Origin of the sequence: Cupriavidus mimosae (genome assembly GCF_023952485.1) — a bacterium.
Lineage (GTDB): Bacteria > Pseudomonadota > Gammaproteobacteria > Burkholderiales > Burkholderiaceae > Cupriavidus > Cupriavidus taiwanensis_C.
In genome coordinates, this window is sequence record NZ_JALHRY010000001.1 from 83,322 (window position 1) to 105,816 (window position 22,495).

Sequence of the window (22,495 nt, forward strand, 5' to 3'; positions counted from 1 at the left end):
GCCCGCCGTGGAGCGGGCGCCGTGTGCGCGGGGGCTCGGCCGGAGGGCAAGGCTCAGCTCTTGTTGAGCGTGCGGTCCGGCGAAGTGCCGCCCGTCGACGCGGTGGCGCTGCTGTTGCTCGAGGTGTCGCCGCCCACCTCGGAGCCTGCCGCCCACGAGCTGCCTTGCTGGCGCTGCACGCGCAGGCGGTTGTCGACCTCGGTGACGCCGAACACCGCGTCGGCGATCTCCTCGACCACGTATTTCTCGCGGCGCTCGCTGACGGTGCCGTCCAGCGTCACGACGCCATTCGCTACCTCGACGCTGACTTCGCCGACGTCGATATACGGGTTCATCGCCAGGCGTTCGCACACATCCTCGCGCACGCGCTCGTCAGAGCGCCGGTAGCCCTTGGGGCCGGTGGCGCGGCGGCCGGCATGCTGCCCGCCCTGCGTGCCGGAGGCGCTGGCCTGCCCGGCGAACGGCGTGCGGCGCCGGTAGCCCGGGTCGTAGACGCGCTGCCCGCCGCTGAACGACTGGCCGCCACGACCCGGATCGCCGAAGTAGCCGCCGCCATAGCTGGGCTGCCCGCCCCGCTGGGCGCGGTCGCGTTCGCTGCCTTCCTGCCAGTGCATGGCACGGCCGCCTTCGCTGCGCCCGCGTTCTGAGGCCCAGCCGCCCTGGCCGCGCTGATTGCGCTCGCTGCGTTCGTCGCGCTCATAGCGTTCCCCGCGGCCGCCGGATTCGCTGCGGCGCCCGCGCGGACCGAAGCGGTCTTCGTCGCGATAGCCGTAGCCCGATTCGCGTTCCTCGCTGCGGTAGCCGCTGTCCTGCTGCGATGGCCGGTAGCCGCCATAGGCGCTGCTGTACGGATGGCCGCTGCCGCCGACATCGGCGGCGCCATAGCCGCTCTCGCCCCAGCTGCCGCGGCGCTGGCCGGCGGGCGTGTCCTGCTGATACCACGGGCCGCCGTGGCGCGAAGATTCGCGCTCGCTGCCCATGCTGCGGCCCTGGCCGCGGCTTTCGTTGCGCTGCTCGTTGCGATGCTCACGCTCTTCGTCGCGGCGGTTTTCTTCCCAGCGCTGGCGGCTTTCATAGCCATGACCGCCATACTCGCCCCGGCGCAGGCTGTTCTCGCCGCGCCAATCCTCGCCCCATTCCTGCCCCCAGTCCTCCGAGCCGCGGCCCTCGCTCTCATCGCGCATCCTTTGCTCGGGGCCGCGGTCGCGGCGTTGCGCTTCGGGCCGGCCGCGGTTGCCGCGGTCATTGCGGAAGTTGAACATATCTGCCTCCTGGCGGTGAGGCCCCGCGCGCCGGCACTGCCCGCAGGCATGTGCGGCAGGCGCCGGAAGCCGTTGACGTTTCGGATATGGAGAAGGCCGCAAAATCCGTGCCCCGGCGCGTAGACGAAGCGGCGCAGCGTGATAACGCGGCGCGCTGTAAGGATTGCCGTGCGATGTAAGGGTTACGGGCAGCCCCGCCGGGCCGGTGCCGCCGCGCGTGGCGGCATGCGGGCCGGCGCCTTGCGCTTTGCGGCATGGAACTTGCGCGCCACCCTGGCATCTTGCATGGCCGCGGCGCCCCGTCACGCCGACGTCGCCTGGCGCGGCCACCCCCGACAGGAGACTGCCATGTCCACCCCCAAGAGTGTCCCGCCCCAGCACCAGTCGCGCCAGCCCGGCCTCGAAGCCCCGATGCGCCCGCAGCCGGACAGCGGCGCGGACGATTACGTCGGCAGCGGCCGGCTCAACGGACGCGTGGCGCTGGTCACCGGCGGCGACAGCGGCATCGGCCGTGCCATTGCGGTGGCGTTTGCGCGCGAAGGCGCCGATGTCGCCATCGCCTATCTGGACGAACACGCCGATGCGCGCGAGACCGTCAACCTGGTCGAGCAGGCCGGGCGCAAATGCCTGGCCATCGCCGGCGACCTCGCCGACTGCGACCACGCCGAGGCGGTCGCGCGGCAGACGCTGCAGCAGTACGGCAAGCTCGACATCCTGGTCAACAATGCCGCCGAGCAGCACCCCAAGGAATCTCTCGAGGAAGTCGAGGCCAGCCAGGTCGAGGCCACCTTCCGCACCAACGTGTTTGCGATGTTTCACCTGACGCGCGCGGTGCTGCCGCACCTGAAGGCCGGTGCGTCGATCCTGAACACCACCTCGGTCACCGCCTATCGCGGCAGCAAGCACTTGCTGGACTATTCCGCGACCAAGGGCGCGATCGTGTCGTTCACGCGCTCGCTGGCGCTGCAGGTGGTGGAGCGCGGCATCCGCGTCAACGGTGTGGCCCCGGGCCCGATCTGGACGCCGCTGATTCCGTCCACCTTCAGCCCCGAAGAAGTGGCGCAGTTCGGCAAGAAGACGCCCATGGGCCGCCCGGGGCAACCGTTCGAGGTCGCCGGGGGCTATGTGTTTCTCGCTTCCGACGCGGCCAGCTATATCACCGGGCAGATCCTGCACATCAATGGCGGCGAGGTCGTGAACGGCTGATCGACCGGGTTGGCGCCATGCGCGCGCATGTAGTTCGGGGCCGCGTTTGCAAATATTGCATGCGCCGGTCGCGCTGCCTGCCGTGCCGTGCAGATCCTGCGCGGGCGTGGCTCTTGCAATACGGGTGAGATCAGCCGACCGCCATCGCCAATCTCTGGGAGGCATCATGTCATCGATTATCGCCGGACGTTTCGATTCGCTCGCCAGCGCCGAGGATGCCGCGCGCACGCTGTTCGCGCGCGGGTTCTCGGTCTGGGAGGTATCCATCGTGTCAGTGCGGGACCGCGCCGCGGACCAGCAGGACGCTGCCGCGCGGCAGCCGGCCGACAACGTCATGCTGGCCGCGTGCGTCAACAACGGGCTGGGTTCGGTGGTCATCGACGTGCTGCGCGAAACCGGCGCCAGCCAGCTCGAGCGCGCGCAGGGCACCTGGGAGTGCGGGCAGTGGACCGATTTCGATCCGGCCCGGCCCGGCGAGCCGGTGCGCGAGGGCGAGGGCGAATACTGGCCGCGGCCGCTGGCCAGCGACGCGACCGCCGAAGAGAGCACCGGCAACGAGGACCCCGGCAGCGAGCTCGAGCACTTCGTCAACCAGAAACGTGTCGAGCACGACTGAACGCCCCGCCGATCCGGCCGACCCGGGCCCCGGCGCCGAACCGGTCGCCGCGCCGGTGGTGGCGCCACGCTGCTCGCGCGGCAAGGCCATTGCCGAACTGGCGCGGCTGCGTCCGACCCAGCTGACGCTCGGCTACATCCACGTCTACCACAAGATGGAAGTCACGCAGCGCCACGCCGATCCGGAAGACCGCGAGGCGCTGCAGCGCTTCATGCGCCGGCATCGCATCAAGACCGTGGCGGGGCCGGGCGGAGAGCTTTATATCGTCGACCACCACCACTGGGCGCGCGCGTGGCTGGACCTCGGCTACCAGCACGCGCCGGTGCGGGTGCTGGCAGACTTCAGCGACCTGGACGCCGCCGCGTTCTGGAAGCGCATGCGCCAGCTGGGCCATGTCCATCCCTACGATGAATATGGCAAGCGGCAGGGGCCCAGGGCCCTGCCCTCGACCGTGCGCAGCATGCGCGACGACCCGTATCGCAGCCTGGCCGCCTTTGCCCGAGAAGCCGGCGCGTACCGCAAGCCGGACAGGGCCTATGGCGACTTCTGCTGGGCCGGGTTCCTGCGCAAGCGGGTAGAGCAGGACCTGCACAGTATTGCGGGGTTCGGGCTGGCGCTGGCGGAATCGATCAAGCTTGCGCGCAGCCCCCGGGCCAGGCGCCTGCCGGGCTATTGTGGCGGACCGCTGGAGGGGAAGACCGGCAAACCGGCGAAGCCGCTGAAGACGGGCAAGGGCAGAGGCGGCAGGGCCGGATAGCAACAGGGCAGGCGTTGCGCCTGCCCTGTCCTGGTATGCCGCCGCGCTGACAGCGCGGCCCGGCCCGCAGGCCGGCGCGTACGGTCAACGTTCCGACTTGTGCTTCGGCATGCCCTTGGTCTTGGTCGAAGCCATCTTGTCGAGTTCCTTCTCGCTCATCGACTTGTACATCGAGCGGGACGGTCCCTTCAGCGAACCGGCCTTCTTTTCGCCGCGCTTTGCGGAGAGCGCCGCTCCGGCGGCCTGTTGTTGCGCCTTGGATTTTGCTGGCATCTGAGTCTCCTTGCGAAAGGTGAAAAGGTTGAAAGGACCGGGCGCACGCAGACGCGCGTGCCCGCGCTTCGTTATAGGTGCCAGGCGCGGTCGCGACAAGCGCGGCCGGCACGCAAGACTGCGTGCGTGCTTCGTGCCGCGGTTCGCTGCCTGCCGGACGCTAGATCCGGCCCAGCACCACCAGCAGCACCACGATCAGGACGATCAGTCCCAGACCGCCGCTCGGCCAGTAGCCCCAGCCGGAACTGTACGGCCAGGCCGGCAGGGCGCCGATCAGCAGCAGGACGAGGATGATCAGAAGGATGGTGCCGATGCCCATGGCGTGCTCCTTGTTCGTGGATCGGGGAAGCCGCGCGGCTTCCGACTCCGAGGCGGCTCCGAAGAGCCATCCGCTTACCGTTCAGCGTAGAACAAGGGGTGCGGGCATCCCTCCGGGCAGGGACTGATATCGATGTAGGAATCGGACGACGCCCAAGTGCGGGCAAGGCGACCCGCGCGGCCAGCGCGGGCGGTGTTCGGGCCGTGTTCAGGCCGTGTTCAGGCCGTGTTCCACCGCATAGACCGCCACCTGCACGCGGCTGGCCAGGTTCAGCTTCTTCAGGATGTTCTGCACGTGGATCTTCACCGTGCTTTCGGCCACGCCCAGGTCGCGCGCGATCTCCTTGTTGCTTTCGCCGCGGGCCAGGCCCTGCACGATCTCGCGCTCGCGCGCGGTCAGCCGCGGCGCTTCTTCCTGGCGCGGCGCGGCCACAGGCGCGGGCGCGCGAAACTGGGCCACCAGCTTGGCGGTCATGCTGTCGGAGATCACCGGCTCGCCGGCGGCGGCGCGGCGGATGCCGGCGATCAGTGCCTCGGTCTCGATGTTCTTGATCAGGTAGCCGCGCGCGCCGCCGCGCAGCGCGGCGGCCAGCTCCTCGGCCTCCTCGGACACCGTCAGCATGATCACCGCGGTCTGTGGCAGGTCCTCGACCAGCAGCTGCAGCGCTTCGAGCCCGGACAGGCCCGGCATGTTCAGGTCGAGCAGGATCACGTCCGGGCGGTGCTGCTTGGCGCGCTTGATGCCTTCCACGCCGTCGGCGGCTTCGTCGACGATCTCGAAGTCGGCCTGGCGCTGCAGCAGCGCGCGGATGCCCGAGCGGAACAGAGTGTGGTCGTCGATCAGCAGGATGCGGATGGTCATGGCTGGGTCTCGCTCGGGAGGGTCAGGCTGCCAAGGCGGCTAAGGCTGGTGATGGGGCTGGTGATCGGGCTGGCACCGCGGTCGCGCCGGGCGGCGCCCTGGCTGCCGGCGGGCAGTACCAGTTCGATGCGCACGCCGCTGCCGGGGCTGGCCTGCACGTGCAGTTGGGCCCCCAGCCGCGCGGCGCGCTCGCGCATGATGCTAAGGCCGATATGCGCGTCGGCGCGGGTGGCCAGTTCGTCGGCATCGAAGCCCTCGCCGTCGTCCTGCACCACCAGGCGGAAGTCGCGGCCATGGCTGAGTGCCACCGCCACGTGCGCCGCCATGGCGTGCTTGCGCACGTTGGAGAGCGCCTCCTGCAGGATGAACAGCACCTGCAGCTGCTGCTCGGGCGACAGCGGCCAGGCGCCGCCGCGTTCGTCGATGGCCAGCGTGGCCTCGGTGCGGCATTGCCGGCGAAAGCGCCCGACGGTCTCTTCCACCGCGGGGCGCAGCTCGCCGGTGCCCAGGCGCGAGCGGAAGTTGTTGAGCAGCTCGCGCACGTCCTGGTAGCTCTCTTCCACGCCATGGCGCAGCATCGGCACCAGTTCGCGGGTCTCGGCCAGGTCGTCGCGCGCGACCGCGTCGTCGAGCAGCTGCACCTGCAGGTTCAGGTAGTTCAGTCCCTGGGCGATGCTGTCGTGCAGGCCCTGCGCCACCAGGTTGCGCTCTTCCACCACCGCCAGCTGGCGCGCGGTGGCGGACAGGCGCAGGTGTTCCAGCGCGGTGCCCAGGTGCTGCGCCAGCGTCTGCAGCAGTTGCCGGTCCGACGGCGGCAGCTTGCGCGGCGTGCGGAAGTGCAGCGCGAACATGCCGGTGGCGCCGCGCTGGCTTTCGATGCGGAACGCCGCCAGCGACTGGAAGCCGTCGCGGCCGCACGGTGTTTCGTCGGCAGTGCCCGTGCGCGCCGCGCCGCGCAGGTCGACGATGGCAATCACGGCCTCGCGCGTGGCATCGCCGCAATGGCAGCCGTTGGCCGAGGCGCAGGAATCGGCCTCGGCCAGCGCCGCCGGCAGGCCCGCGGCGGCCAGCAGGTGCATGCGGCCGTGGCGGCTGTCGAGCACGCGCACGCTGCCGCCATCGGCATCGAACTGGCGCATCACCCGCGCCAGGAAGCCCTGCGCCATGGCTTCGGCGTCGGCGGCCTGGTTCAGGAAGGCGGCCATCTCGTACAGCGTTTCCAGGTCGCGGTTGTGGCGTTCCAGCTCGGCGGTCTTCTGCGCCACGCGCGCTTCGAGGTCGTGGTACAGGCCCTGCAGTTCGCCCGCCATGCGGTTGAAGCCCTCGCTGAGGGTGCCGAACTCGTCGCGGCTTTCCACCGGCAGGCGCAGCGAGAATTCGCGCGCGGCCATGCGCCGCAAGCCGTCCTGCAGGCGCAGCACCGGCAGGATGATCCACAGGTAGAGCAGGTAGATCACGGCGACCGTGCCGATGCAGGCCATCAGGGCCAGCGCGGTTTGCGACAGGCGCAGCAGGTCGGTCTTGCGCGCGCTGTCGTGTTCGATCATGCCGACCAGGCGGTCGGCCTGGGCGACGAACGCCGGCAGCGCGGCAATGTATGCGGCCGGCGCCGCGCCGGTGCCGGCCAGCGGGCGCAGCTCCTGCTGCCAGTCATGGGTGACGCGCGCCAGTTGCGTATGGATGGCGGGCTCGTCCGGCAGGAACAGCGGCCGCGCCGCGTCGCCCTTCTTCAGCAGTGCCAGCGTGGTGTCCAGCGCCTGCACCTGCGCGGCCAGGTCATTGGCGCGGCCCGCGTGCGCCAGCGCCAGCTCGATCGCCACGCGGTTGGCGCGCATGCGCAGGCTGCCGGCATCGTTGATGGCGGCGCCGGCGCCTTCCAGCTTCCAGGACAGCCACAGCGTGCCGGAGATCATGCCCAGCACCACCAGCAGCACGGCGAGAGAGAGCGAGATGATGCGCGTGGAAAGGCGATGGCGCAGCGCGGGCAACGCGGATGCCGCCGTGGCGGGGACGGCAGGTGGATCGGTATCAGGCATGGCGGTATGGGGGGCTACCAGAGTGACCCGTCGCGGCCTGTGGAGGAATTCGGGCAGGGGCCCGATGGACATCGCAAGCAGGGTACGCAGGGAACGGAAGCGATTTTCCCCGCGCGACAGGCTGGGCTTCCTGCGCCAGATCAAAGAAACCCGGCTTTGGACGGCGTATGTGCGGGTCGCGGCGCTTGGTTGGCATTGCGCCTGGCGCCAAGGCGTGAAACCCTGCACGCCGGGCCGGCATGGCATCGGTCCTTTTGTGAGAACTGTTAAGAATGGAGCGATGGTGATGTCCCTCTCAAGCGGCGCTCGAGTGCGTCCTCGCCGCCACGCCGGGGCACGCGCATGAAAGGCGCGGATCTCGACTACGCGCGCGCGCCGCGGCCTGCGCTGGTGTTTGGTTGCCTGATGCCAGCGCCATGGCTGGGCGCGGCCGCGGGGCTGCTGCTGGCTGCGGGGCCGGCGGCGGGCCTGCCCGACCGCTTTGCGCCGCTGACGCTGGCGGCAGTGCATGCGCTGGCGCTGGGCATGCTGCTGCCGGTGATGGTCGGGGCGCTGTTCCAGATGATGCCGGTGATGGCGCGTGTGGACGTTCCCGGTGCCGGGCGGCTGGCGCCGTTCATGGCCGCGACCGGCGCGGCGGTGGCGGCCGCGCTCGGTTTCGGCTTGCTGGGCGGTGAGCCGGCAGCCATGCGGGTTGCCGCCGCCCTTGGCGCGGTCCTGCTGCTGGTAGGCGCAGTGCTGCTCGCCGCGGGCCGGCGCGTGCCCGCGGTGGACGCCACCACGCGCACGCTGGCGGGCATCGGCGCGCCGCTGATGGCGGCGGTGCTGGCCGGCATCGCGCTGGCAGGCACCTTCGGCGGGCTGTGGCGCGTGCCGGTGGCGCAGGCGCTTGGCCTGCATATGGCGTGGGCGCTGGGCGGCTGGCTGGCGGCGCTGGTCAGCGGGGTCGCGGCCACGGTGCTGCCGATGTTCTGGCAGACGCCGCGCGCGCCGGCAGCGCTGGCGCACTGGCTGCCGGTGGGTCATTGGGGGCCGCTGGCAATGTTCAGCGCCGCGCTGGTGCTGTGGCCAGGGGAACCAGTGCTGGCACGGGCCGCGCTGGTGGTGTGGCTGTCATTCGTGGCAGCGCTGGGGGCATGCGGGCTGGCCGGCACGCTGCGCGCGCGGCGGCGTCACGATCCGCTGTGGCTGTTGTGGCCGGTGGCATGCGCCAGCATGCTCGGCGCGGCGGCGCTGGGGGCGGCTGCCGTGGTCCTGCCCGCGGCGGCGCTGCCGCTGGCGTGGTGGGCCGGCACCATGGCGCTGGTCGGCGTGGGCGTGCTGCCGGTGACGGCGATGCTGGGCAAGATCGTGCCGTTCCTGGTCTGGCTGCACCTGCGCCGGCTGTTGCCGCCCAGGGCGCGCGTGCCGGCGATGCAGGCGATCATCGCGCCAGGACTGCAGCGCGGGCAGGCGTGGCTGTTGCTGGGGGCTTATGCGGTGCTGCTGGCGTTGCCGCTGGCGCCAGCGCTGCTGGCCCGCGTCGGCGGGCTGCTGCTGGCGGGTGCCAATGCGTGGCTGGGATGGCAATTGCTGGCGGCGCTGCGCTGCATGCGGCAGATGCGCAGGTGCGGAGGGTTGCCGCCGCGTGTTGTGGAGGGGATGGGCGTGCCGCCGGTTTGCTCCCCTCTCCCGCCTGCGGGAGAGGGAGCACACAAGCGGTCAGCCGGCCGCCGGTGTCAGCCCGGCCGGCTTTTCCCCCGTCAGCAGGTAGTGCATCAGCTCCGCCACGGGGCGGATGGCCTCGCCGAATGGCAGCGCGCCGCGGCCGCGGAAGAACAGGCCGCGCTCCACGTCGCCGCGCACCGCCTGCGCCAGCTTCAGGTCGATGCAGAACTGGCCGATGCGCGCGATGCCGTCGCGCAGCCCGCAGGCCTGCAGGCAATCGAATCCTTCCAGGCATTCGCGCACGCGCGCGCGGCGCTGCAGGCGCGCTTCGCTCGACAGGTAGCGCTGCAGCCACGGCGTCAGCACCGCGCGCGCGGGCAGGCCGGCGACGCTGGTGAATTCGCGCAGGGTTTCCGGCCGCGCGGTGGCCAGCACTTGCTTGAAGGCCGGATGCGCATCGCATTCCTCGGTCACGGCGAAGGCCGTGCCCAGCTGCACCGCGGCGGCGCCTTCGCCCAGCCAGTGGCGCACCTTGGCGTGGCTGTCGATGCCGCCGGCCAGGATCAGCGGGATGCTGTCCCAGGCCAGTCCCAGCTGCGCGAACAGTTCGCGGCATTCGCCCAGCACGCGCGAGAACGAGAAGCGCGGCTCGGACAGGTCCTGGATGGTCGCCGCACCCAGGTGGCCGCCGGCGTGCGCCGGGTGTTCGACCACGATGGCGTCGGGCAGCCGGCCCTTCTTCATCCAGCGGCGCAGCACCAGGCCGATGCCGCGCGCCTCGGACAGGATCGGGATCAATGCCACCTTGGGGTGGCCGGCGGTCAGTTCGGGCAGGTCCAGCGGCAGCCCGGCGCCCATGACGATGGCATCGGCGCCGCTTTCGCAGGCTTGCCGCACCAGGGCCGCGTGCGAGCCGACCGCCTTCATCACGTTGACGGCGATCAGGCCGCGGCCCTCGGAGGCGGCGCGCGCGGCGCGGATCTCGCGGTCCAGCGCCTCGAGGTTGGCGGCTTCGATGGCGGGCTTGCCAAGACTGCCGCGGCTGCCGCGGGTGCGCGCCATCAGGTCGGGGTGGTGGTGGCGCAGGTCGATGCTGGCGATGGTGCCGACGCCGTTTTCGCGTGCGACGGCGCCGGCCAGCCGGTGGGCCGAGATGCCGATGCCCATGCCGCCCTGCACGATCGGCAGCAGGCGGCGGCCGCCCAGCTTGAGCCAGGGGTGATTCATAAACGGGTCTCCGGAAGGGGATGGACGCCGGGCCGCAAGGCGGCCCCGGCGCAGGGATGACGCGCAAGCGTGGCACAGCGGCACGGGCCCGCGTTTGCCGCAGGTCAACCCTGGCCGGGTGGCCTGCCATCGGCCTACGCCGACCGGCATAGCTCGTCGCGGCCAGGGTGCTGTTGGCGTGGGTTTGCGCGCGGTCAAGCCCCTGGCGCGGGCGCTTGGCTAGCATCGGCCGCTGTCTTCCTTCCCCCGCGCCGCCGCCGGCGCCATCTCCGATGACCTGTTCCATTCCCGCCCGATCCGACTCCCCGTCGGCCGCCGCGTGCGCGCCGCGCCGCCCGCAGCTGGTTGCGCCCGCCGGCTCGCTGGCGGCGCTGCGCGTGGCCTTGCAGCACGGCGCCGACGCGGTCTACCTGGGCCTGCGCGATGCCACCAACGCGCGCAACTTCGGCGGCCTGAACTTCACCGAGGCCGACATCCGCACCGGCGTGGCCGAGGCCCATGCGCGCGGCGCCGAGGTGCTGTTCGCCATCAACACCTTTGCGCAGATGGGCGCGGTGGCGCAGTGGCACCGCGCCGTCGATGCGGCCGCGGACCTTGGCGCCGATGCCGTGATCATGGCCGACGCGGGCCTGATGGGCTATGCCTGCGCGCGCCATCCGGACTTGCGGCTGCACTTGTCCGTGCAGGGCTCGGCCACCCATGCCGATGCCATCGAACTGATGCGCGAGCGCTTCAATATCCGCCGCGTGGTGCTGCCGCGCGTGCTGTCGCTGGCGCAGATCGGAAAGCTGGCGCGCCAGACCAGCGTCGAGCTGGAGGTGTTCGGCTTCGGCAGCCTGTGCGTGATGGCCGAGGGGCGCTGCCTGCTGTCGTCGTATGCCACCGGCGATTCGCCCAACAACAAGGGGGTGTGCTCGCCCGCGCATGCGGTGCGCTGGACCGAGCAGGACGGCACCATGCAGGCGCGGCTGTCGGGCATCCTGATCGACAGCTATGCGCCCGGCGAGCCGGCCGGCTATCCGACGCTGTGCAAGGGCCGCTTCGAGGTCGAGGGCGAGCGCGGCTACGTGCTCGAGGAGCCGACCAGCCTGAATGCGCTGTCGCTGCTGCCGGCGCTGATCGACATGGGCATTGCCGCGATCAAGATCGAAGGGCGCCAGCGCAGCCCGCGTTATGTCGGCGACGTGGTCGGCGTGCTGCGCGCGGCGATCGACGCCGCTTGCGCCGATCCCGCCCGCTTCGCGCCGCGCCAGGAATGGCAGGGCACGCTGGGGCGCCATGCCGAAGGCGACCAGGTTACGCAGGGCGCCTACGACCGCCCCTGGCGCTGACACCATGACACCCACCTGCCTGTATCCGGATATGCGGGACATGCCGGCCACGACGGAGCTTTACATGCCACACACCACCGCGGCCGCGAGGCCGCACGCCGCCGCGATGCCCGGCTTCGGCATCGCCCTCGGCCCGCTGCTGTACTACTGGCCGCGCGAGGCCGTGCTGCAGTTCTATGCGTCGGTCGCCGAGGCGCCGGTCGAGCGCGTCTATCTGGGCGAAACCGTCTGCACGCGCCGCCATGAAATCCGCCATGCGCAATGGCTGGAGATTGCGCAGATGCTGCGCGATGCCGGCAAGGAAGTGGTGCTGTCCACGCCGGTGCTGGTCGAGTCCGATACCGATATCGCCTGGATGCGGCGCGTCTGCGCGCAGGACGACTACCTGGTCGAGGCCAACGATCCCGGCGCGGTGCGTTGCATGGGCGGGCGGCCTTTCGTCGGCGGCCCGCATCTGAACGCCTACCATGCCGATACGCTGGCGTGGCTCGCCGGCCTGGGCGCGGTGGGCTGCGTCGCGCCGGTGGAGATGGACGGCGCCACGCTGGCCGCGCTGGCCGCGGCGCGGCCCGCCGGTACGCAGCTCGAAGCCTTTGTCTGGGGCCGCCTGCCGCTGGCGTTCTCGGCGCGCTGCTTTACCGCGCGCCACCATCGCCTGCGCAAGGACAGCTGCGAATTCCGCTGCATGGACTATCCCGATGGCCTGGTCGCCGCGACCGGCGAAGGGCAGGCGTTCTTCACGCTGAACGGGGTGCAGACGCAGAGCGCCACCTGCCTGGACCTGTGCGCTGAGGCGCTGGAAATGGCGCGGATGGGGGTGGGGATGCTGCGCGTCAGCCCGCATTCGTCGGGCACCCTCGCAGTGGTGCAGCAGCTGGCGGCGATCCGCGCCGGGCAACGCGCGCCCGCTGCCAGCGCCATCACGCCGGCTGGCGCCGAGCCATGTAATGGCTACTGGCACGGCCGCGCCGGCATTGCCTGGGAGGCCCCGGCATGAGCGCGCTGCACAAGCTGATGGCCGGCGTGCACCGGCGTCTGCCGGCACGCGCGCGGGCACTGCCACTGGTGGCCGCGCTCGAGCTGGCGCGCCGCGCCGGCTGGCTGGAGCCGCCCGCGGCGCTGGACGGTCATGCCTTCCTGCTGACGGTGCAGGACCTGGAGCTGGCCGTGCCGTTCCGCTGCGAGGGCGGGCGCTTTCGCGCCGGCAGCACCGACGCCGAGCCCGCGCTGACGCTGCGTGCCTGCGCGGTGGACTACCTGCGCCTGCTGGGTGGCGAGGCCGACACCGACACGCTGTTCTTCCAGCGCCGGCTGGTCATCAGCGGCGATACCGCGCTGGGGCTGGAGGTCAAGTACTGGCTCGATGCCGCACCGCGGCCGGCGTGGGTCAGCCAGGCCGCATCGCGGCTGGTGGCGCTGCATGGCGCCGCCGCGGGCCGGGCCGGCGCCGCTTCCTGAGCGCGGCTCAGGCGTCGCCGTCCAGCATGAAGCGGTTGCGGCCGGCGCGCTTGGCGCGGTACATCGCGCTGTCGGCGCGGTGCAGCAGCGGTTCCAGCCGCGGCGCTTCGGGCACGGCCCAGACCGCGCCCACGCTGATGGTCACCACCGGCTGCACCGGTGTGCCCTGGTGCGCAATGCCGAGCTCGCGCACCGCGGCCACCATGCGGCGCCCGAGCTCGCGGGTCTCGTCCCGGCTCGCGCCGGGCAGCACCGCGGCGAATTCCTCGCCGCCAAGCCTCACGCAGAACTGCTCGCCGTGCAGCACGCCGCTGAGGGCGCCGGCGATCTGCCGCAGGCAATCGTCGCCGGCCATGTGGCCATGCAGGTCGTTGTATTGCTTGAACTGGTCCACGTCCAGGATCAGCAGCCCCAGCGGCTGGCCGTGCTCGCACGCTCGCGTCACGGCGGCGATCGATTCGCGCTGGAAGTAGCGGCGGTTGCGGATGCCGGTCAGGGCGTCGATGTCCAGGTCCGCCTGGACCTGCCACAGCTGCTCTTCGGTCTGGCCCAGCCGCGCGCTCAGCGCCAGTTCGCGCGACTGGAAGCGGCTGATGTCGCGCAGGAACAGCAGGCTGCCCATCTGCCTGCCGTCCAGGCGCGCGACGTGTTCGCCGGTCAGTTCGAACGGTGCGCCGGGCGGTACGAAGGGCACGGCCGCGCTGTCGGCCGGGCTGTTGGCCGGGTGTTCGCCAGCAGGACGCCGCAGCGCCGTGTCCCAGCCGGCGGGCAGCGGATCGCCGCGGCGCAGCGCCGGCCACAGCTGCGCCGCGGCTGGATTGAATTCGACGACGGTGCCGTGGCCGTCAACGATGACGCAGCCTTCGCTGAGCGCATCGAACACGCGCAGCCGCGCGTAGTGGCCGATATCGTCCAGGTGCGTGCGCAGCCCGCAGAACCACACCAGCGCCGCCATCAGTGAAAACGTCGCCGGGGTCAGGTCGCCGCCCAGCGGACCGGTCCAGCGGTTGAGATAGGCGACATTGGCCACCAGCGGCAAGGCCAGGCCCCCGCCCAGGATGGCGCGACCGCGGCGCGACAAGGCGCCGTTGGGCACCTCGGCCGTGACCAGGAAATACAGGCTCAGCGCCAGCAGCAGGTACGACCACGCCGCCACCACGGCATAGCCGATGCCATGGTCGAACACCGCGCCGGGCAGCACGCCCGGAGGCATCAGCGTGATGCGCGGCCACACCAGGCCGTGGCGCTCGTTGGTAAAGACCATCACCACGGTGACCACCGCCGCCAGCACCGGCAGCCATAGCCGGGACCAGGGCACCACGTAGCGCGGGCGGCTCAGGTGCACCATCGCCACCAGCCAGCCGATCGGCACGGCGACGATGCCGAGGTACTGGATCTTGGCCCACAGGATGCGCCCCTCCAGGTCGGTCGAGCTGATCTCGAGCAGGCGCCCGCCGCTCCAGGTGGCCGCGCCCGCGGCCAGCACCAGGAAGGCCTGCACGGTCGGATCGTCGCGCCGCGGCCAGGTGGCGATGGCCATGCCGATGCAGGCAACCACGGCGACGGTAAGCAGGAGAACCAGCGAATATGAGGGCATTGAAGGCGGCGCGCGTCTTCGAGACCCGGGCATGGGTGCCGCCGCCCGGCCAGGCGCACGCCGGTTGCGTGCGCTCCGCGATCTCGTCAGGCAGCATGATACCGGGCGTCATCGCTGGCTTGGCAGCGGGTGCGCCGATGCAACAGCGGCGGCCGGCCGCCGCCCGGTCCATTGCGCCGTGGCGGGACAGGACCTGGTCAGGTCTGTGCCGGGGTTTCCCGCACCAGCCAGAACGGGATGTCGACAACGTTCCGCCGCAGGCCCGGCCACTCGAACCCCATGCCGCCCGTCAGCAGGTGGCCCCAGCCGTCGATCCACTTCTGCTGCGCGCGCGCATACAGCTCCAGCATGGTCGAAGCGTAATGCAGCGGAGCGCCCAGCAGCGGCAGCTCGCTGGCGATCTCGCGCGCATAGCGGGCTTCGGGGTCCGGCTCCATCATCGTGCCCATGGCGTCGAACTGGATGTTCTCGAACAGGGTGCGGGTGAAGTCCAGGTTGAGTTCGGCCATGCGGTGCCAGGTGCCGGCCAGGTCGGCCTGCATGGCCTCGAGCTGCGGCAAGCTGGCGTAGACAGTGGGGAAGGGCCAGAACACCGGCGGCCAGAAGATTTGCGTTGTGGTCAACATCACGGGATTCTCCAGTGGCGGGCCGTGCGCGCAGTGGGCGGCAATTGCTGCACACGACGATGGCGCCCTGCGTGGGCATCCGGATCAGCTTATGCGCTAATGGCCCGACTTGCCATGCCGCGACACCCGGACCCCGTTGCCGCTCGCTTCACTTGCAGCCCAGGCGCCTGGCCAGCTTGTGCAGGTTGCTGGCGTCGATGCCGAGCTGGCGCGCCGCCTGCGCCCAGTTGCCGCCGTGGTCGCGCAGGGCCTGCGCGATGCAGGCCCGCTGGGTGTGCTCGACAGCATCGCGCAGCGCGATGCCCGCGGCCGGCGCAGGCGTGTCGGGCGCGCTGGCCGCGCCGGTGCCGGCCTGCGTGGCCTGCGGCAACTCAAGTCCGTCGAGGTCGAGCAGTTCCGGCTCCAGCGTCACGATGTCGTTGCGGCCCGCGCCGCGGCTGACCGCGCGCAGCGCGGCGCGGCTGATCACGTGTTCCAGCTCGCGCACGTTGCCGGGCCAGCGGTAGTGGCGCAGCGCGTCCTGTGCGCCGCCCGACAGCCGCAGGCTGCGCAGTCCCAGGCGGGCGCGATTCAGTTCGAGGAAGCGCCCGGCCAGCAGCAGCACGTCGTTGCCGCGCTCGCGTAGCGGCGGGATCGGGATCGGATAGACCGACAGGCGGTGGTACAGGTCGGCGCGGAACGAGCCGTCGCGCACATGCTCGCGCAGGTTGCGGTTGGTCGCGGCGATCACGCGCACGTTGACGCGGCGCGGCCGGTCCGAGCCCAGCCGCTGGATCTCGCCGTTCTGCAGCGTGCGCAGCAGCTTGGCCTGGATCGCCAGCGGCAGTTCGCCCACCTCGTCCAGAAACAGGGTGCCGCCGTCGGCGGCCTCGAAGCGACCGGGGCGCTCGCCGGTGGCGCCGGAGAAGGCGCCGCGCGCGTGGCCGAACAGCTCGCTCTCGGCCAGCGACTCGGGCAGCGCGGCGCAGTTGACATGCACCAGCGGCTGCGCGCGCCGGCGCGACTGGCGATGCAGGCGGTGCGCGAACAGCTCCTTGCCCACGCCGGTCTCGCCCAGCAGCAGCACCGGCAGATCGGTGTCGGCCACCACCTCCAGTTCATGCAGCAGGTTGGCGATGGCCTCGCTCTGGCCGATGATCTCGGCGCCGATGTCGTGGGGGGCCGCGCCTTCCTCGGACTCCGGCGTGCCGCGCGCGAGCTGCAGCGCACGGATCTCGCCCTCGAGCCGGGTGGTGCGGATGGCGGCCTCCACGACCACCGTCAGCCGCTGCAGTTCGGCCTGGGCCGCGCCGTCGAAGGTGCCGACTGCCAGCGCATCCAGCGTCAGCACGCCCCACGGCTGACCGTCCACTTCCAGCCGGGTGCCCATGCAGTCATGCACCGGCAGCGGCTCGCCCACATGCTCGTCGATCAGGCCATCGTACGGGTCCGGCAGCATGCTGTCGTGATGGAAGCAGGTCACGCCGCGGCGCGCCAGGATCGCGGCCAGGCGCGGATGCAGGCCCACCGCGAAGCGCCGGCCCAGCGCGTCGCGCACCAGGCCGTCCACCGCCACCGGGCGCAGGTGGTCTTCCTCCAGCCGCAGCAGCGCCACCGCACCGCAGCGGAAATGCGTGCGCAACGCACTGACCAGCCGCTGCAGGCGCACCGCGTGCGGCAGATCGATCACAAGGTCGGCCAGCAGGTCGGGATACATGGCGGTGGCAGGAATCATGGTGGAAAACACCATAAAGGGTAGTTAATACCGTGGGAAGTATAAGGTAGTTAATACCCTGTGTTTTCCAAGACCTTGATTACACGGGGTTTTTAACTGGCACGCTGCTCGCGTATGTCTTGCGGTCACCACATCCACACGGAGAAACCGCCATGACGTTGCAAGACCATTCGCTGGGCCAGCTGGCCCGCCAGATCCCCGGCGCCACCCGCATTTTCCACGACCACGGTCTGGACTTCTGCTGCGGCGGCAAGCAGACCCTGCGCGACGCCGCGCAGCAGAAGGGGCTCGATGCCGCCGCCGTGGCCGCCATCGCAGCACAGCTGCAAGCCCTGCAGAACGACGCGGATCCTTCTGCGCAGGACTGGAACAGGGCCGCGCCGCCGGCATTGATCGAGCATATCCTGGTGCGCTTCCACGCCCGCCATCGCGAGCAGTTGCCCGAGCTGATCCGCCTGGCGCGGCGCGTCGAGCAGGTCCACGGCGACCGGCCGGAGTGCCCGCTGGGCCTGGCCGACCACCTGAGCGAGATGCTGGGCGAGCTGGAATCGCACATGCAGAAGGAAGAGCAGGTGCTGTTCCCGATGCTGCTGCGCGGCCTGCATGCCGCCGCGAGCCGCCCGATCGCCGTGATGCGCGCCGAGCATGATGACCATGGCGTGGCCCTGCAGCGGCTGGCCGAGCTGACCGATGACATCACGCTGCCGCGCGCGGCCTGCAATACCTGGCGCGCGCTCTACCTGGGCCTGCGCGCGCTGCGCGAAGACCTGATGGAACACATCCACCTGGAAAACAACGTGCTGTTCGAAACCGCGGCGGCCACCGCTTCCGCCATCCCGCAGGCCAACGGCTGCGGCTGCTCGGCGCACGCCTGAGCCCGCCCGACACCACCCTCAACGACTTCGCATCATGGGTCCCTACCGCAAACTCTGGTTCCTGCTGATCGCCGTGCTGGCGATCACTTTCTCCCTGCTCGGCTACTACGGCGTCGAGGTGTACCGCCAGGCCCCGCCCATCCCGGCCAAGGTGGTCACGGCCGAGGGCCGCACGCTGTTCAGCGGCGACGACATCCTCGACGGCCAGACCGCATGGCAGTCCGTCGGCGGCATGCAGCTCGGCTCGATCTGGGGCCACGGCGCCTACCAGGCGCCGGACTGGACCGCCGACTGGCTGCACCGCGAACTGACCGCGTGGCTGGAGCTGGCCGCGCGCGACGGCCACGGCCGCTCGTTCGCGCAGCTAGACGCGCCGGCGCAGGCCGCCTTGCGCGAGCAATTGCGCGCCGAGTACCGCGGCAATGCCACCGATCCGGACAGCAACGTGCTGACCGTGTCAAAGCGCCGCGCACAAGCCATCGCCGACACCGCCGCCTACTACGACCAGCTCTTCTCCGACGCGCCGGCGCTGCACACCACGCGCGAGCACTTCGCGATGAAGGAGAACACGCTGCCGAGCGCCGAGCGCCGCCAGCAGCTGACGCACTTCTTCTTCTGGACCGCGTGGGCCGCATCGACCGCGCGCCCGGGCCATGAGGCCACCTACACCAACAACTGGCCGCACGAGCCGCTGATCGGCAACCAGCCCACCAGCGAAAACGTGGTGTGGTCGGTGATCAGCGTGGTGGTGCTGCTGGCCGGCGTCGGCTTCCTGGTGTGGGCGTGGGCCTTCCTGCGCGGCAAGGAGGAAACCCCGCCGCAGGCGCCGGCGCGCGACCCGCTGCTGTCGGTGGCGCTGACGCCGTCGCAGCGCGCGCTGGGCAAATACCTGTTCCTGGTGGTGGCGCTGTTCGTGTTCCAGGTGTTCCTGGGCGGCTTCACCGCGCACTACACCGTCGAAGGCCAGAAGTTCTACGGCATCGACGTGTCGCAGTGGTTCCCGTACGCGCTGGTGCGCACCTGGCATATCCAGAGCGCGCTGTTCTGGATCGCCACTGGCTTCCTGGCCGCGGGGCTGTTCCTGGCGCCGCTGATCAACGGCGGCAAGGACCCGAAGTTCCAGCGCCTGGGCGTCGATGTCCTGTTCTGGGCGCTGGTGGTCGTGGTGGTGGGGTCGTTCGCCGGCAACTACCTGGCGATCGCGCAGAAGCTGCCGCCGCACCTGAACTTCTGGCTCGGCCACCAGGGCTACGAGTATGTCGACCTGGGCCGGCTGTGGCAGATTGGCAAGTTCGCCGGCATCCTGATCTGGCTGGTGCTGATGATGCGCGGCATCCTGCCGGCGCTGCGCGCGCGCGGCACCGATCGCAACCTGCTGGCGCTGCTGACTTCGTCGGTGGTGGCGATCGGCCTGTTCTATGGCGCGGGCCTGGCCTATGGCGAACGCACCAGCCTGACGGTGATGGAGTACTGGCGCTGGTGGGTGGTGCACCTGTGGGTGGAGGGCTTCTTCGAGGTCTTCGCTACCACGGCGCTGGCCTTCATCTTCTCCACGCTGGGGCTGGTGTCGCGCCCGATGGCCACCGCGGCCAGCCTGGCGTCGGCGTCGCTGTTCATGCTGGGCGGGATTCCCGGCACCTTCCACCACCTGTACTTTGCCGGCACCACCACGCCGGTGATGGCGGTGGGCGCCGCGTTCAGCGCGCTGGAAGTGGTGCCGCTGATCGTGCTGGGCCATGAAGCGTGGGAAAACTGGAGCCTGAAGCGGCGCGCGCCATGGATGGCCGACCTGAAGTGGCCGCTGATGTGCTTTGTCGCGGTGGCGTTCTGGAACATGCTGGGCGCGGGCGTGTTCGGCTTCATGATCAACCCGCCGATCGCGCTGTACTACATCCAGGGCCAGAACACCACGCCGGTCCATGCCCATGCCGCGCTGTTCGGCGTCTACGGCTTCCTGGCGCTGGGCTTCACGCTGCTGGTGCTGCGCTACGTGCGTCCGGCCTACCGGCTCAGCCCGGCGCTGATGAAGACCGCGTTCTGGGGCCTGAACTTCGGCCTGGTGCTGATGATCGGCACCAGCCTGCTGCCGATCGGCATCATCCAGTTCCTGGCCAGCGTCGAGCATGGCACCTGGTACGCGCGCAGCGAGGCCTTCATGCAGCAGCCCATCCTGCAAACGCTGCGCTGGGTGCGCACCTTCGGCGACGTGGTGTTTATCGCCGGCGCAGTGTCGTTCGCGTGGCAGGTGGTGCTGGGCCTGGCCACGCGCACGCCGCGCTCGGCCGATGCCGTCACCGTGGGGATGAAGCCCGCGGCGCGCTGAACGATTAGTGCGCCGAAAGCAGAGTGGCCCGCCCGGGTTACCGGGCGGGCCACTTGCATTGGCGGCCAAGGAAAAAGGCTAGCCTTGCGCCTGCCGCGCTTCGGCAGCGATGTCGCGGATGGCCTGCTCGAAGGCCTCCACCGGCTGGCCGCCGGTCACGAGGTAGCGGTCATTGAAGATGATCGACGGCACCGACTGGATGCCCATGCGCTGGTATTCCTCGATTTCCGCGCGTACCGCGTCGGCATAGTCGTCGCCCGCCAGCACCTTGCGTGCCGCGGCGGCATCCAGGCCGACGGACTCGGCCGCGTCGACCAGCACGTCATGGTTGCTGGGGTCCTTGCCGTCCGCGTGGTAGGCGCGCAGCAGCGCCTGCTTCAGCGGCAGCTGCTTGCCTTCCAGCCCGGCCCAATGCAGCAGGCGGTGGGCGTCGAAGGTGTTGTAGACATGGGTGCGCGGGCCAAAGGCAAAGCCCACGGCGGCGCCGCGTTCGCGGATCATCGCCTGGGTTTCGGCGATCTGCGCCGGGGTGCGGCCGTACTTGCGGCCAAGATAGTCGACGATGGCTTCGCCTTCCGGGCGCATGCCGGGGTTCAGCTCGAACGGATGCACGACGATCTCGGCGTCGACCGCATCGCCCACGCGCTGCAGCGCCAGTTGCAGCGAAGCCAGGCCGATGGCACACCAGGGGCAGGCGATGTCGGAGACGAAGTCGATCTTGAGGGGTTGTGGCATGGCTGCTCCTGGGCATGGACGGGGCGAGGCCATGACCCCGGCCCGGATTGGAAATTGCCGACAGGGTAGCGTGACTGGCGGATCCTTGCAGGCGGACGCTTCAGCCGGTGGCCGCGCGTCCGCCCGCCGCGCCGTGGCGGGGTTCAGTCCCAGCGGCGCCCGTGGCCGCGGCCGTGGTCATCGTGGTCGCCATGGCGGTGCTCCCACTCGCGCCCGCGCCATTCGCGGCGGTGGTCGTGGTAGCCCTCGCGGTAATCGCCGCGATAGTAGGCGCGACGATAGCCGCGGTCATTGTCGTAGCGCACCGGCACCGGCGCCACCACCACGGGCCGCGGTGCCACCACGACCGGGCGCGGCGCGTAGGCCACCGGTGCGGGCGCGTACACCGGCGCCGGCGCATAGACCGGGGCCGGATGGTAGACCGGCGCCGGCTGCGCCACCACCACGCCGGGCACGCCGATGCCGATATCGATATTCACACCGGCGTAAGCACCAGCGCTGGCCACCAGCATTGCACCACCTGCTACCGCCATTGCGAAGATTCGTTTCATGGCTGCCTCCCAAGGGGCGTTGGACATGGGCTCACTGTAGGGGGGCGGGCTGTAATATGGGGCGCGCGAAGTGTTGCAAGTGTGACGCGGTGTAACCCCGCGCCTGGACGGGGCGCGCGGGCCTTGCCTGTATCATCCCAACCCGTTGTCCAGGCATTTTCCTTCCAAGCTGCTCATGCGCCGTACCCTCGCCACCTTGCTGGCACTGACCGCCTTCACCGCCATTCCCACCGCCGCCATGGCCGCCGCCGATCTCCAGGCCGGCAAGGCCTTGTTTGCCACACGCTGCGCCTCGTGCCACCACGTCGGGCGCAATGCGCGCGCGGGCTTTGGTCCTCAGCTGAACGGGATCTTCGGCCGCGCGGCCGGCAGCACGTCGGATTTCCAGTATTCGGACGCGATGCGCGCGTCGAAGGTGGTGTGGTCGCACGACACCCTGCGCACCTTCGTCCGCTCGCCCGGCAAGGTGGTGCCCGGCACGAAGATGCGGTTCTGGGGGTTGGGCGACGACCAGCAGATCACGGATCTGCTGGCGTACCTCGAGACCTTCAAGTAAGCCGGCACGGCCTTGGCCGCGCAGCCTCACGCCGCAAAATGCGGCCCCGGTCCTTCTCCCGCCAGCGCGTCATGCGGATTGCGTAGCGGACACGCCTTCAGCGACAGGCAGCCGCAGCCGATGCACCCGTCCAGCTGGTCGCGCAGTTGCGTCAGCGTGCGGATCCGTTCGTCGAGGTCGTCGCGCCAGCTGGCGGAGAGCTTGCGCCAGTCCGCCACCGTGGGTGCGCGGCCGTCGGGCAGCTTTTGCATGGCGTCGGAAATTACCGCCAGCGGCAGCCCCATGCGCTGGGCCACGCGGATCACCGCCAGGCGCCGCAGCACGGCGCGCGCATAGCGGCGCTGGTTGCCGCCGCTGCGGGTGCTGGCGATCAGGCCGCGCGCTTCATAGAAATGCAGGGCGGACACCGCAATGCCGGTGCGCGCCGAGACTTCACCAACGGAGAGCAGTTCTTCAGCGGGCGCGGGGCGGCGCCGGCGCGGGGAGGGGGGCGGTTGCCTCGAAGCCATGGCAAAGGGAAGTCAA

21 protein-coding genes and 1 pseudogene are annotated in these 22,495 nt (G+C 70.6%); 10 read left to right on the top strand and 12 right to left on the bottom strand.

The window, feature by feature from the left end:
* Window positions 1–53: 53 nt before the first annotated feature.
* Window positions 54–1,262, bottom strand: a complete 1,209-nt coding sequence (locus MKD50_RS00410) for a BON domain-containing protein (protein WP_252666043.1) — start codon at window positions 1,260–1,262, stop codon at window positions 54–56.
* A 348-nt stretch (window positions 1,263–1,610) separates the two neighbouring features.
* Here MKD50_RS00410 and MKD50_RS00415 point away from each other — a divergent pair, with 348 nt between their 5' ends.
* The 3 genes from MKD50_RS00415 (at window position 1,611) to MKD50_RS00425 (ending at window position 3,841) form a co-directional block, all read left to right on the top strand.
* A complete protein-coding gene (locus MKD50_RS00415; protein ID WP_183284453.1) occupies window positions 1,611–2,468 on the top strand; it encodes an SDR family oxidoreductase in 858 nt (285 codons plus the stop codon).
* A 166-nt stretch (window positions 2,469–2,634) separates the two neighbouring features.
* The gene (locus MKD50_RS00420; protein WP_115702234.1) at window positions 2,635–3,084 is read left to right on the top strand and encodes a hypothetical protein; all 450 of its coding nucleotides are present in this window, start codon (window positions 2,635–2,637) and stop codon (window positions 3,082–3,084) included.
* Window positions 3,068–3,841, top strand: coding sequence for a ParB-like protein (locus tag MKD50_RS00425; RefSeq protein WP_252666044.1), 774 nt, complete (start codon window positions 3,068–3,070; stop codon window positions 3,839–3,841). The genes MKD50_RS00420 and MKD50_RS00425 overlap by 17 nt, the downstream gene beginning before the upstream one ends.
* A gap of 84 nt (window positions 3,842–3,925) precedes the next feature.
* On the opposite strand, the gene MKD50_RS00430 is transcribed toward MKD50_RS00425, so the two are convergent.
* From MKD50_RS00430 to MKD50_RS00445, 4 genes are all read right to left on the bottom strand, one after another.
* Window positions 3,926–4,114, bottom strand: coding sequence for a DUF3008 family protein (locus MKD50_RS00430; protein WP_012356890.1), 189 nt, complete (start codon window positions 4,112–4,114; stop codon window positions 3,926–3,928).
* 160 nt (window positions 4,115–4,274) lie between these two features.
* The gene (locus MKD50_RS00435; protein WP_012356889.1) at window positions 4,275–4,433 is read right to left on the bottom strand and encodes a DUF3309 family protein; all 159 of its coding nucleotides are present in this window, start codon (window positions 4,431–4,433) and stop codon (window positions 4,275–4,277) included.
* Between the two features lie 207 nt (window positions 4,434–4,640).
* The gene (locus tag MKD50_RS00440; protein ID WP_115702230.1) at window positions 4,641–5,294 is read right to left on the bottom strand and encodes a response regulator; all 654 of its coding nucleotides are present in this window, start codon (window positions 5,292–5,294) and stop codon (window positions 4,641–4,643) included.
* Window positions 5,291–7,330: a type IV pili methyl-accepting chemotaxis transducer N-terminal domain-containing protein gene (locus MKD50_RS00445; RefSeq protein WP_252666045.1), complete on the bottom strand. Its 2,040-nt coding sequence runs from the start codon at window positions 7,328–7,330 to the stop codon at window positions 5,291–5,293. Before MKD50_RS00445 ends, MKD50_RS00440 begins: the two co-directional genes overlap by 4 nt.
* A gap of 342 nt (window positions 7,331–7,672) precedes the next feature.
* On the opposite strand from MKD50_RS00445, the pseudogene MKD50_RS00450 reads away from it, so the two are divergent.
* Window positions 7,673–8,959: pseudogene (locus tag MKD50_RS00450) on the top strand (hypothetical protein); the annotation flags it as partial.
* Between the two features lie 72 nt (window positions 8,960–9,031).
* Here MKD50_RS00450 and MKD50_RS00455 read toward each other — a convergent pair.
* A complete protein-coding gene (locus tag MKD50_RS00455) occupies window positions 9,032–10,204 on the bottom strand; it encodes an NAD(P)H-dependent flavin oxidoreductase (RefSeq protein WP_115702225.1) in 1,173 nt (390 codons plus the stop codon).
* Window positions 10,205–10,476: 272 nt separating this feature from the next.
* On the opposite strand from MKD50_RS00455, the gene ubiU reads away from it, so the two are divergent.
* The 3 genes from ubiU (at window position 10,477) to ubiT (ending at window position 12,993) form a co-directional block, all read left to right on the top strand.
* Window positions 10,477–11,535 carry a ubiquinone anaerobic biosynthesis protein UbiU gene (gene ubiU / locus MKD50_RS00460; protein ID WP_252666046.1) on the top strand — a complete coding sequence of 353 codons (1,059 nt, stop codon included), beginning with the start codon at window positions 10,477–10,479 and terminating at the stop codon, window positions 11,533–11,535.
* Between the two features lie 64 nt (window positions 11,536–11,599).
* A complete protein-coding gene (locus tag MKD50_RS00465) occupies window positions 11,600–12,532 on the top strand; it encodes a U32 family peptidase (protein ID WP_240071212.1) in 933 nt (310 codons plus the stop codon).
* On the top strand, window positions 12,529–12,993 hold the full coding sequence (gene ubiT / locus MKD50_RS00470; RefSeq protein WP_115702221.1) for a ubiquinone anaerobic biosynthesis accessory factor UbiT: 465 nt from the start codon (window positions 12,529–12,531) through the stop codon (window positions 12,991–12,993). The genes MKD50_RS00465 and ubiT overlap by 4 nt, the downstream gene beginning before the upstream one ends.
* Window positions 12,994–13,000: 7 nt before the next feature.
* Here ubiT and MKD50_RS00475 read toward each other — a convergent pair whose 3' ends face one another.
* The 3 genes from MKD50_RS00475 to norR form a co-directional block, all read right to left on the bottom strand.
* Window positions 13,001–14,590 carry a histidine kinase N-terminal 7TM domain-containing protein gene (locus tag MKD50_RS00475; protein ID WP_252666047.1) on the bottom strand — a complete coding sequence of 530 codons (1,590 nt, stop codon included), beginning with the start codon at window positions 14,588–14,590 and terminating at the stop codon, window positions 13,001–13,003.
* Between the two features lie 197 nt (window positions 14,591–14,787).
* Window positions 14,788–15,216, bottom strand: coding sequence for a phasin family protein (locus MKD50_RS00480; protein ID WP_252666468.1), 429 nt, complete (start codon window positions 15,214–15,216; stop codon window positions 14,788–14,790).
* A 148-nt stretch (window positions 15,217–15,364) separates the two neighbouring features.
* Window positions 15,365–16,930: a nitric oxide reductase transcriptional regulator NorR gene (norR, locus tag MKD50_RS00485; RefSeq protein ID WP_371925252.1), complete on the bottom strand. Its 1,566-nt coding sequence runs from the start codon at window positions 16,928–16,930 to the stop codon at window positions 15,365–15,367.
* A gap of 152 nt (window positions 16,931–17,082) precedes the next feature.
* Between norR and ytfE the strand changes: the two genes are divergently transcribed.
* Window positions 17,083–17,805: an iron-sulfur cluster repair protein YtfE gene (ytfE, locus tag MKD50_RS00490; RefSeq protein ID WP_252666048.1), complete on the top strand. Its 723-nt coding sequence runs from the start codon at window positions 17,083–17,085 to the stop codon at window positions 17,803–17,805.
* Window positions 17,806–17,839: 34 nt separating this feature from the next.
* Complete coding sequence (locus MKD50_RS00495) at window positions 17,840–20,128, top strand: nitric-oxide reductase large subunit (protein ID WP_115702211.1); 2,289 nt, start codon at window positions 17,840–17,842, stop codon at window positions 20,126–20,128.
* 78 nt (window positions 20,129–20,206) lie between these two features.
* Here MKD50_RS00495 and MKD50_RS00500 read toward each other — a convergent pair whose 3' ends face one another.
* Together MKD50_RS00500 and MKD50_RS00505 are read right to left on the bottom strand one after the other, a co-directional pair.
* Entirely contained in the window at window positions 20,207–20,863 is a 657-nt protein-coding gene (locus MKD50_RS00500) for a DsbA family oxidoreductase (RefSeq protein WP_115702209.1), read from the bottom strand.
* A 143-nt stretch (window positions 20,864–21,006) separates the two neighbouring features.
* Window positions 21,007–21,414 (bottom strand): hypothetical protein, encoded by a 408-nt coding sequence (locus MKD50_RS00505; protein WP_172582420.1) that lies wholly within the window; start codon window positions 21,412–21,414, stop codon window positions 21,007–21,009.
* A gap of 175 nt (window positions 21,415–21,589) precedes the next feature.
* Here MKD50_RS00505 and MKD50_RS00510 point away from each other — a divergent pair, with 175 nt between their 5' ends.
* Complete coding sequence (locus tag MKD50_RS00510) at window positions 21,590–21,970, top strand: c-type cytochrome (RefSeq protein WP_252666049.1); 381 nt, start codon at window positions 21,590–21,592, stop codon at window positions 21,968–21,970.
* A 26-nt stretch (window positions 21,971–21,996) separates the two neighbouring features.
* Here the strand turns inward: MKD50_RS00510 and soxR are convergent, their stop codons facing one another.
* On the bottom strand, window positions 21,997–22,479 hold the full coding sequence (gene soxR / locus MKD50_RS00515) for a redox-sensitive transcriptional activator SoxR (protein WP_115702203.1): 483 nt from the start codon (window positions 22,477–22,479) through the stop codon (window positions 21,997–21,999).
* Window positions 22,480–22,495: the final 16 nt, after the last annotated feature.

What these genes read in the sequence shown, in the direction of transcription:
- MKD50_RS00500 (WP_115702209.1), bottom strand. Translation starts at nt 20,863, where the DNA reads ATGCCACAACCCCTCAAGATCGACTTCGTCTCCGACATCGCCTGCCCC.
- MKD50_RS00445 (WP_252666045.1), bottom strand. Translation starts at nt 7,330, where the DNA reads ATGCCTGATACCGATCCACCTGCCGTCCCCGCCACGGCGGCATCCGCG.
- MKD50_RS00435 (WP_012356889.1), bottom strand. Translation starts at nt 4,433, where the DNA reads ATGGGCATCGGCACCATCCTTCTGATCATCCTCGTCCTGCTGCTGATC.
- MKD50_RS00410 (WP_252666043.1), bottom strand. Translation starts at nt 1,262, where the DNA reads ATGTTCAACTTCCGCAATGACCGCGGCAACCGCGGCCGGCCCGAAGCG.
- MKD50_RS00415 (WP_183284453.1), top strand. Translation starts at nt 1,611, where the DNA reads ATGTCCACCCCCAAGAGTGTCCCGCCCCAGCACCAGTCGCGCCAGCCC.
- MKD50_RS00465 (WP_240071212.1), top strand. Translation starts at nt 11,600, where the DNA reads ATGCCACACACCACCGCGGCCGCGAGGCCGCACGCCGCCGCGATGCCC.
- MKD50_RS00505 (WP_172582420.1), bottom strand. Translation starts at nt 21,414, where the DNA reads ATGAAACGAATCTTCGCAATGGCGGTAGCAGGTGGTGCAATGCTGGTG.
- MKD50_RS00475 (WP_252666047.1), bottom strand. Translation starts at nt 14,590, where the DNA reads ATGCCCTCATATTCGCTGGTTCTCCTGCTTACCGTCGCCGTGGTTGCC.
- ubiT (WP_115702221.1), top strand. Translation starts at nt 12,529, where the DNA reads ATGAGCGCGCTGCACAAGCTGATGGCCGGCGTGCACCGGCGTCTGCCG.
- ubiU (WP_252666046.1), top strand. Translation starts at nt 10,477, where the DNA reads ATGACCTGTTCCATTCCCGCCCGATCCGACTCCCCGTCGGCCGCCGCG.
- soxR (WP_115702203.1), bottom strand. Translation starts at nt 22,479, where the DNA reads ATGGCTTCGAGGCAACCGCCCCCCTCCCCGCGCCGGCGCCGCCCCGCG.
- MKD50_RS00430 (WP_012356890.1), bottom strand. Translation starts at nt 4,114, where the DNA reads ATGCCAGCAAAATCCAAGGCGCAACAACAGGCCGCCGGAGCGGCGCTC.
- MKD50_RS00455 (WP_115702225.1), bottom strand. Translation starts at nt 10,204, where the DNA reads ATGAATCACCCCTGGCTCAAGCTGGGCGGCCGCCGCCTGCTGCCGATC.
- ytfE (WP_252666048.1), top strand. Translation starts at nt 17,083, where the DNA reads ATGACGTTGCAAGACCATTCGCTGGGCCAGCTGGCCCGCCAGATCCCC.
- MKD50_RS00495 (WP_115702211.1), top strand. Translation starts at nt 17,840, where the DNA reads ATGGGTCCCTACCGCAAACTCTGGTTCCTGCTGATCGCCGTGCTGGCG.
- norR (WP_371925252.1), bottom strand. Translation starts at nt 16,930, where the DNA reads ATGATTCCTGCCACCGCCATGTATCCCGACCTGCTGGCCGACCTTGTG.
- MKD50_RS00480 (WP_252666468.1), bottom strand. Translation starts at nt 15,216, where the DNA reads ATGTTGACCACAACGCAAATCTTCTGGCCGCCGGTGTTCTGGCCCTTC.
- MKD50_RS00440 (WP_115702230.1), bottom strand. Translation starts at nt 5,294, where the DNA reads ATGACCATCCGCATCCTGCTGATCGACGACCACACTCTGTTCCGCTCG.
- MKD50_RS00510 (WP_252666049.1), top strand. Translation starts at nt 21,590, where the DNA reads ATGCGCCGTACCCTCGCCACCTTGCTGGCACTGACCGCCTTCACCGCC.
- MKD50_RS00420 (WP_115702234.1), top strand. Translation starts at nt 2,635, where the DNA reads ATGTCATCGATTATCGCCGGACGTTTCGATTCGCTCGCCAGCGCCGAG.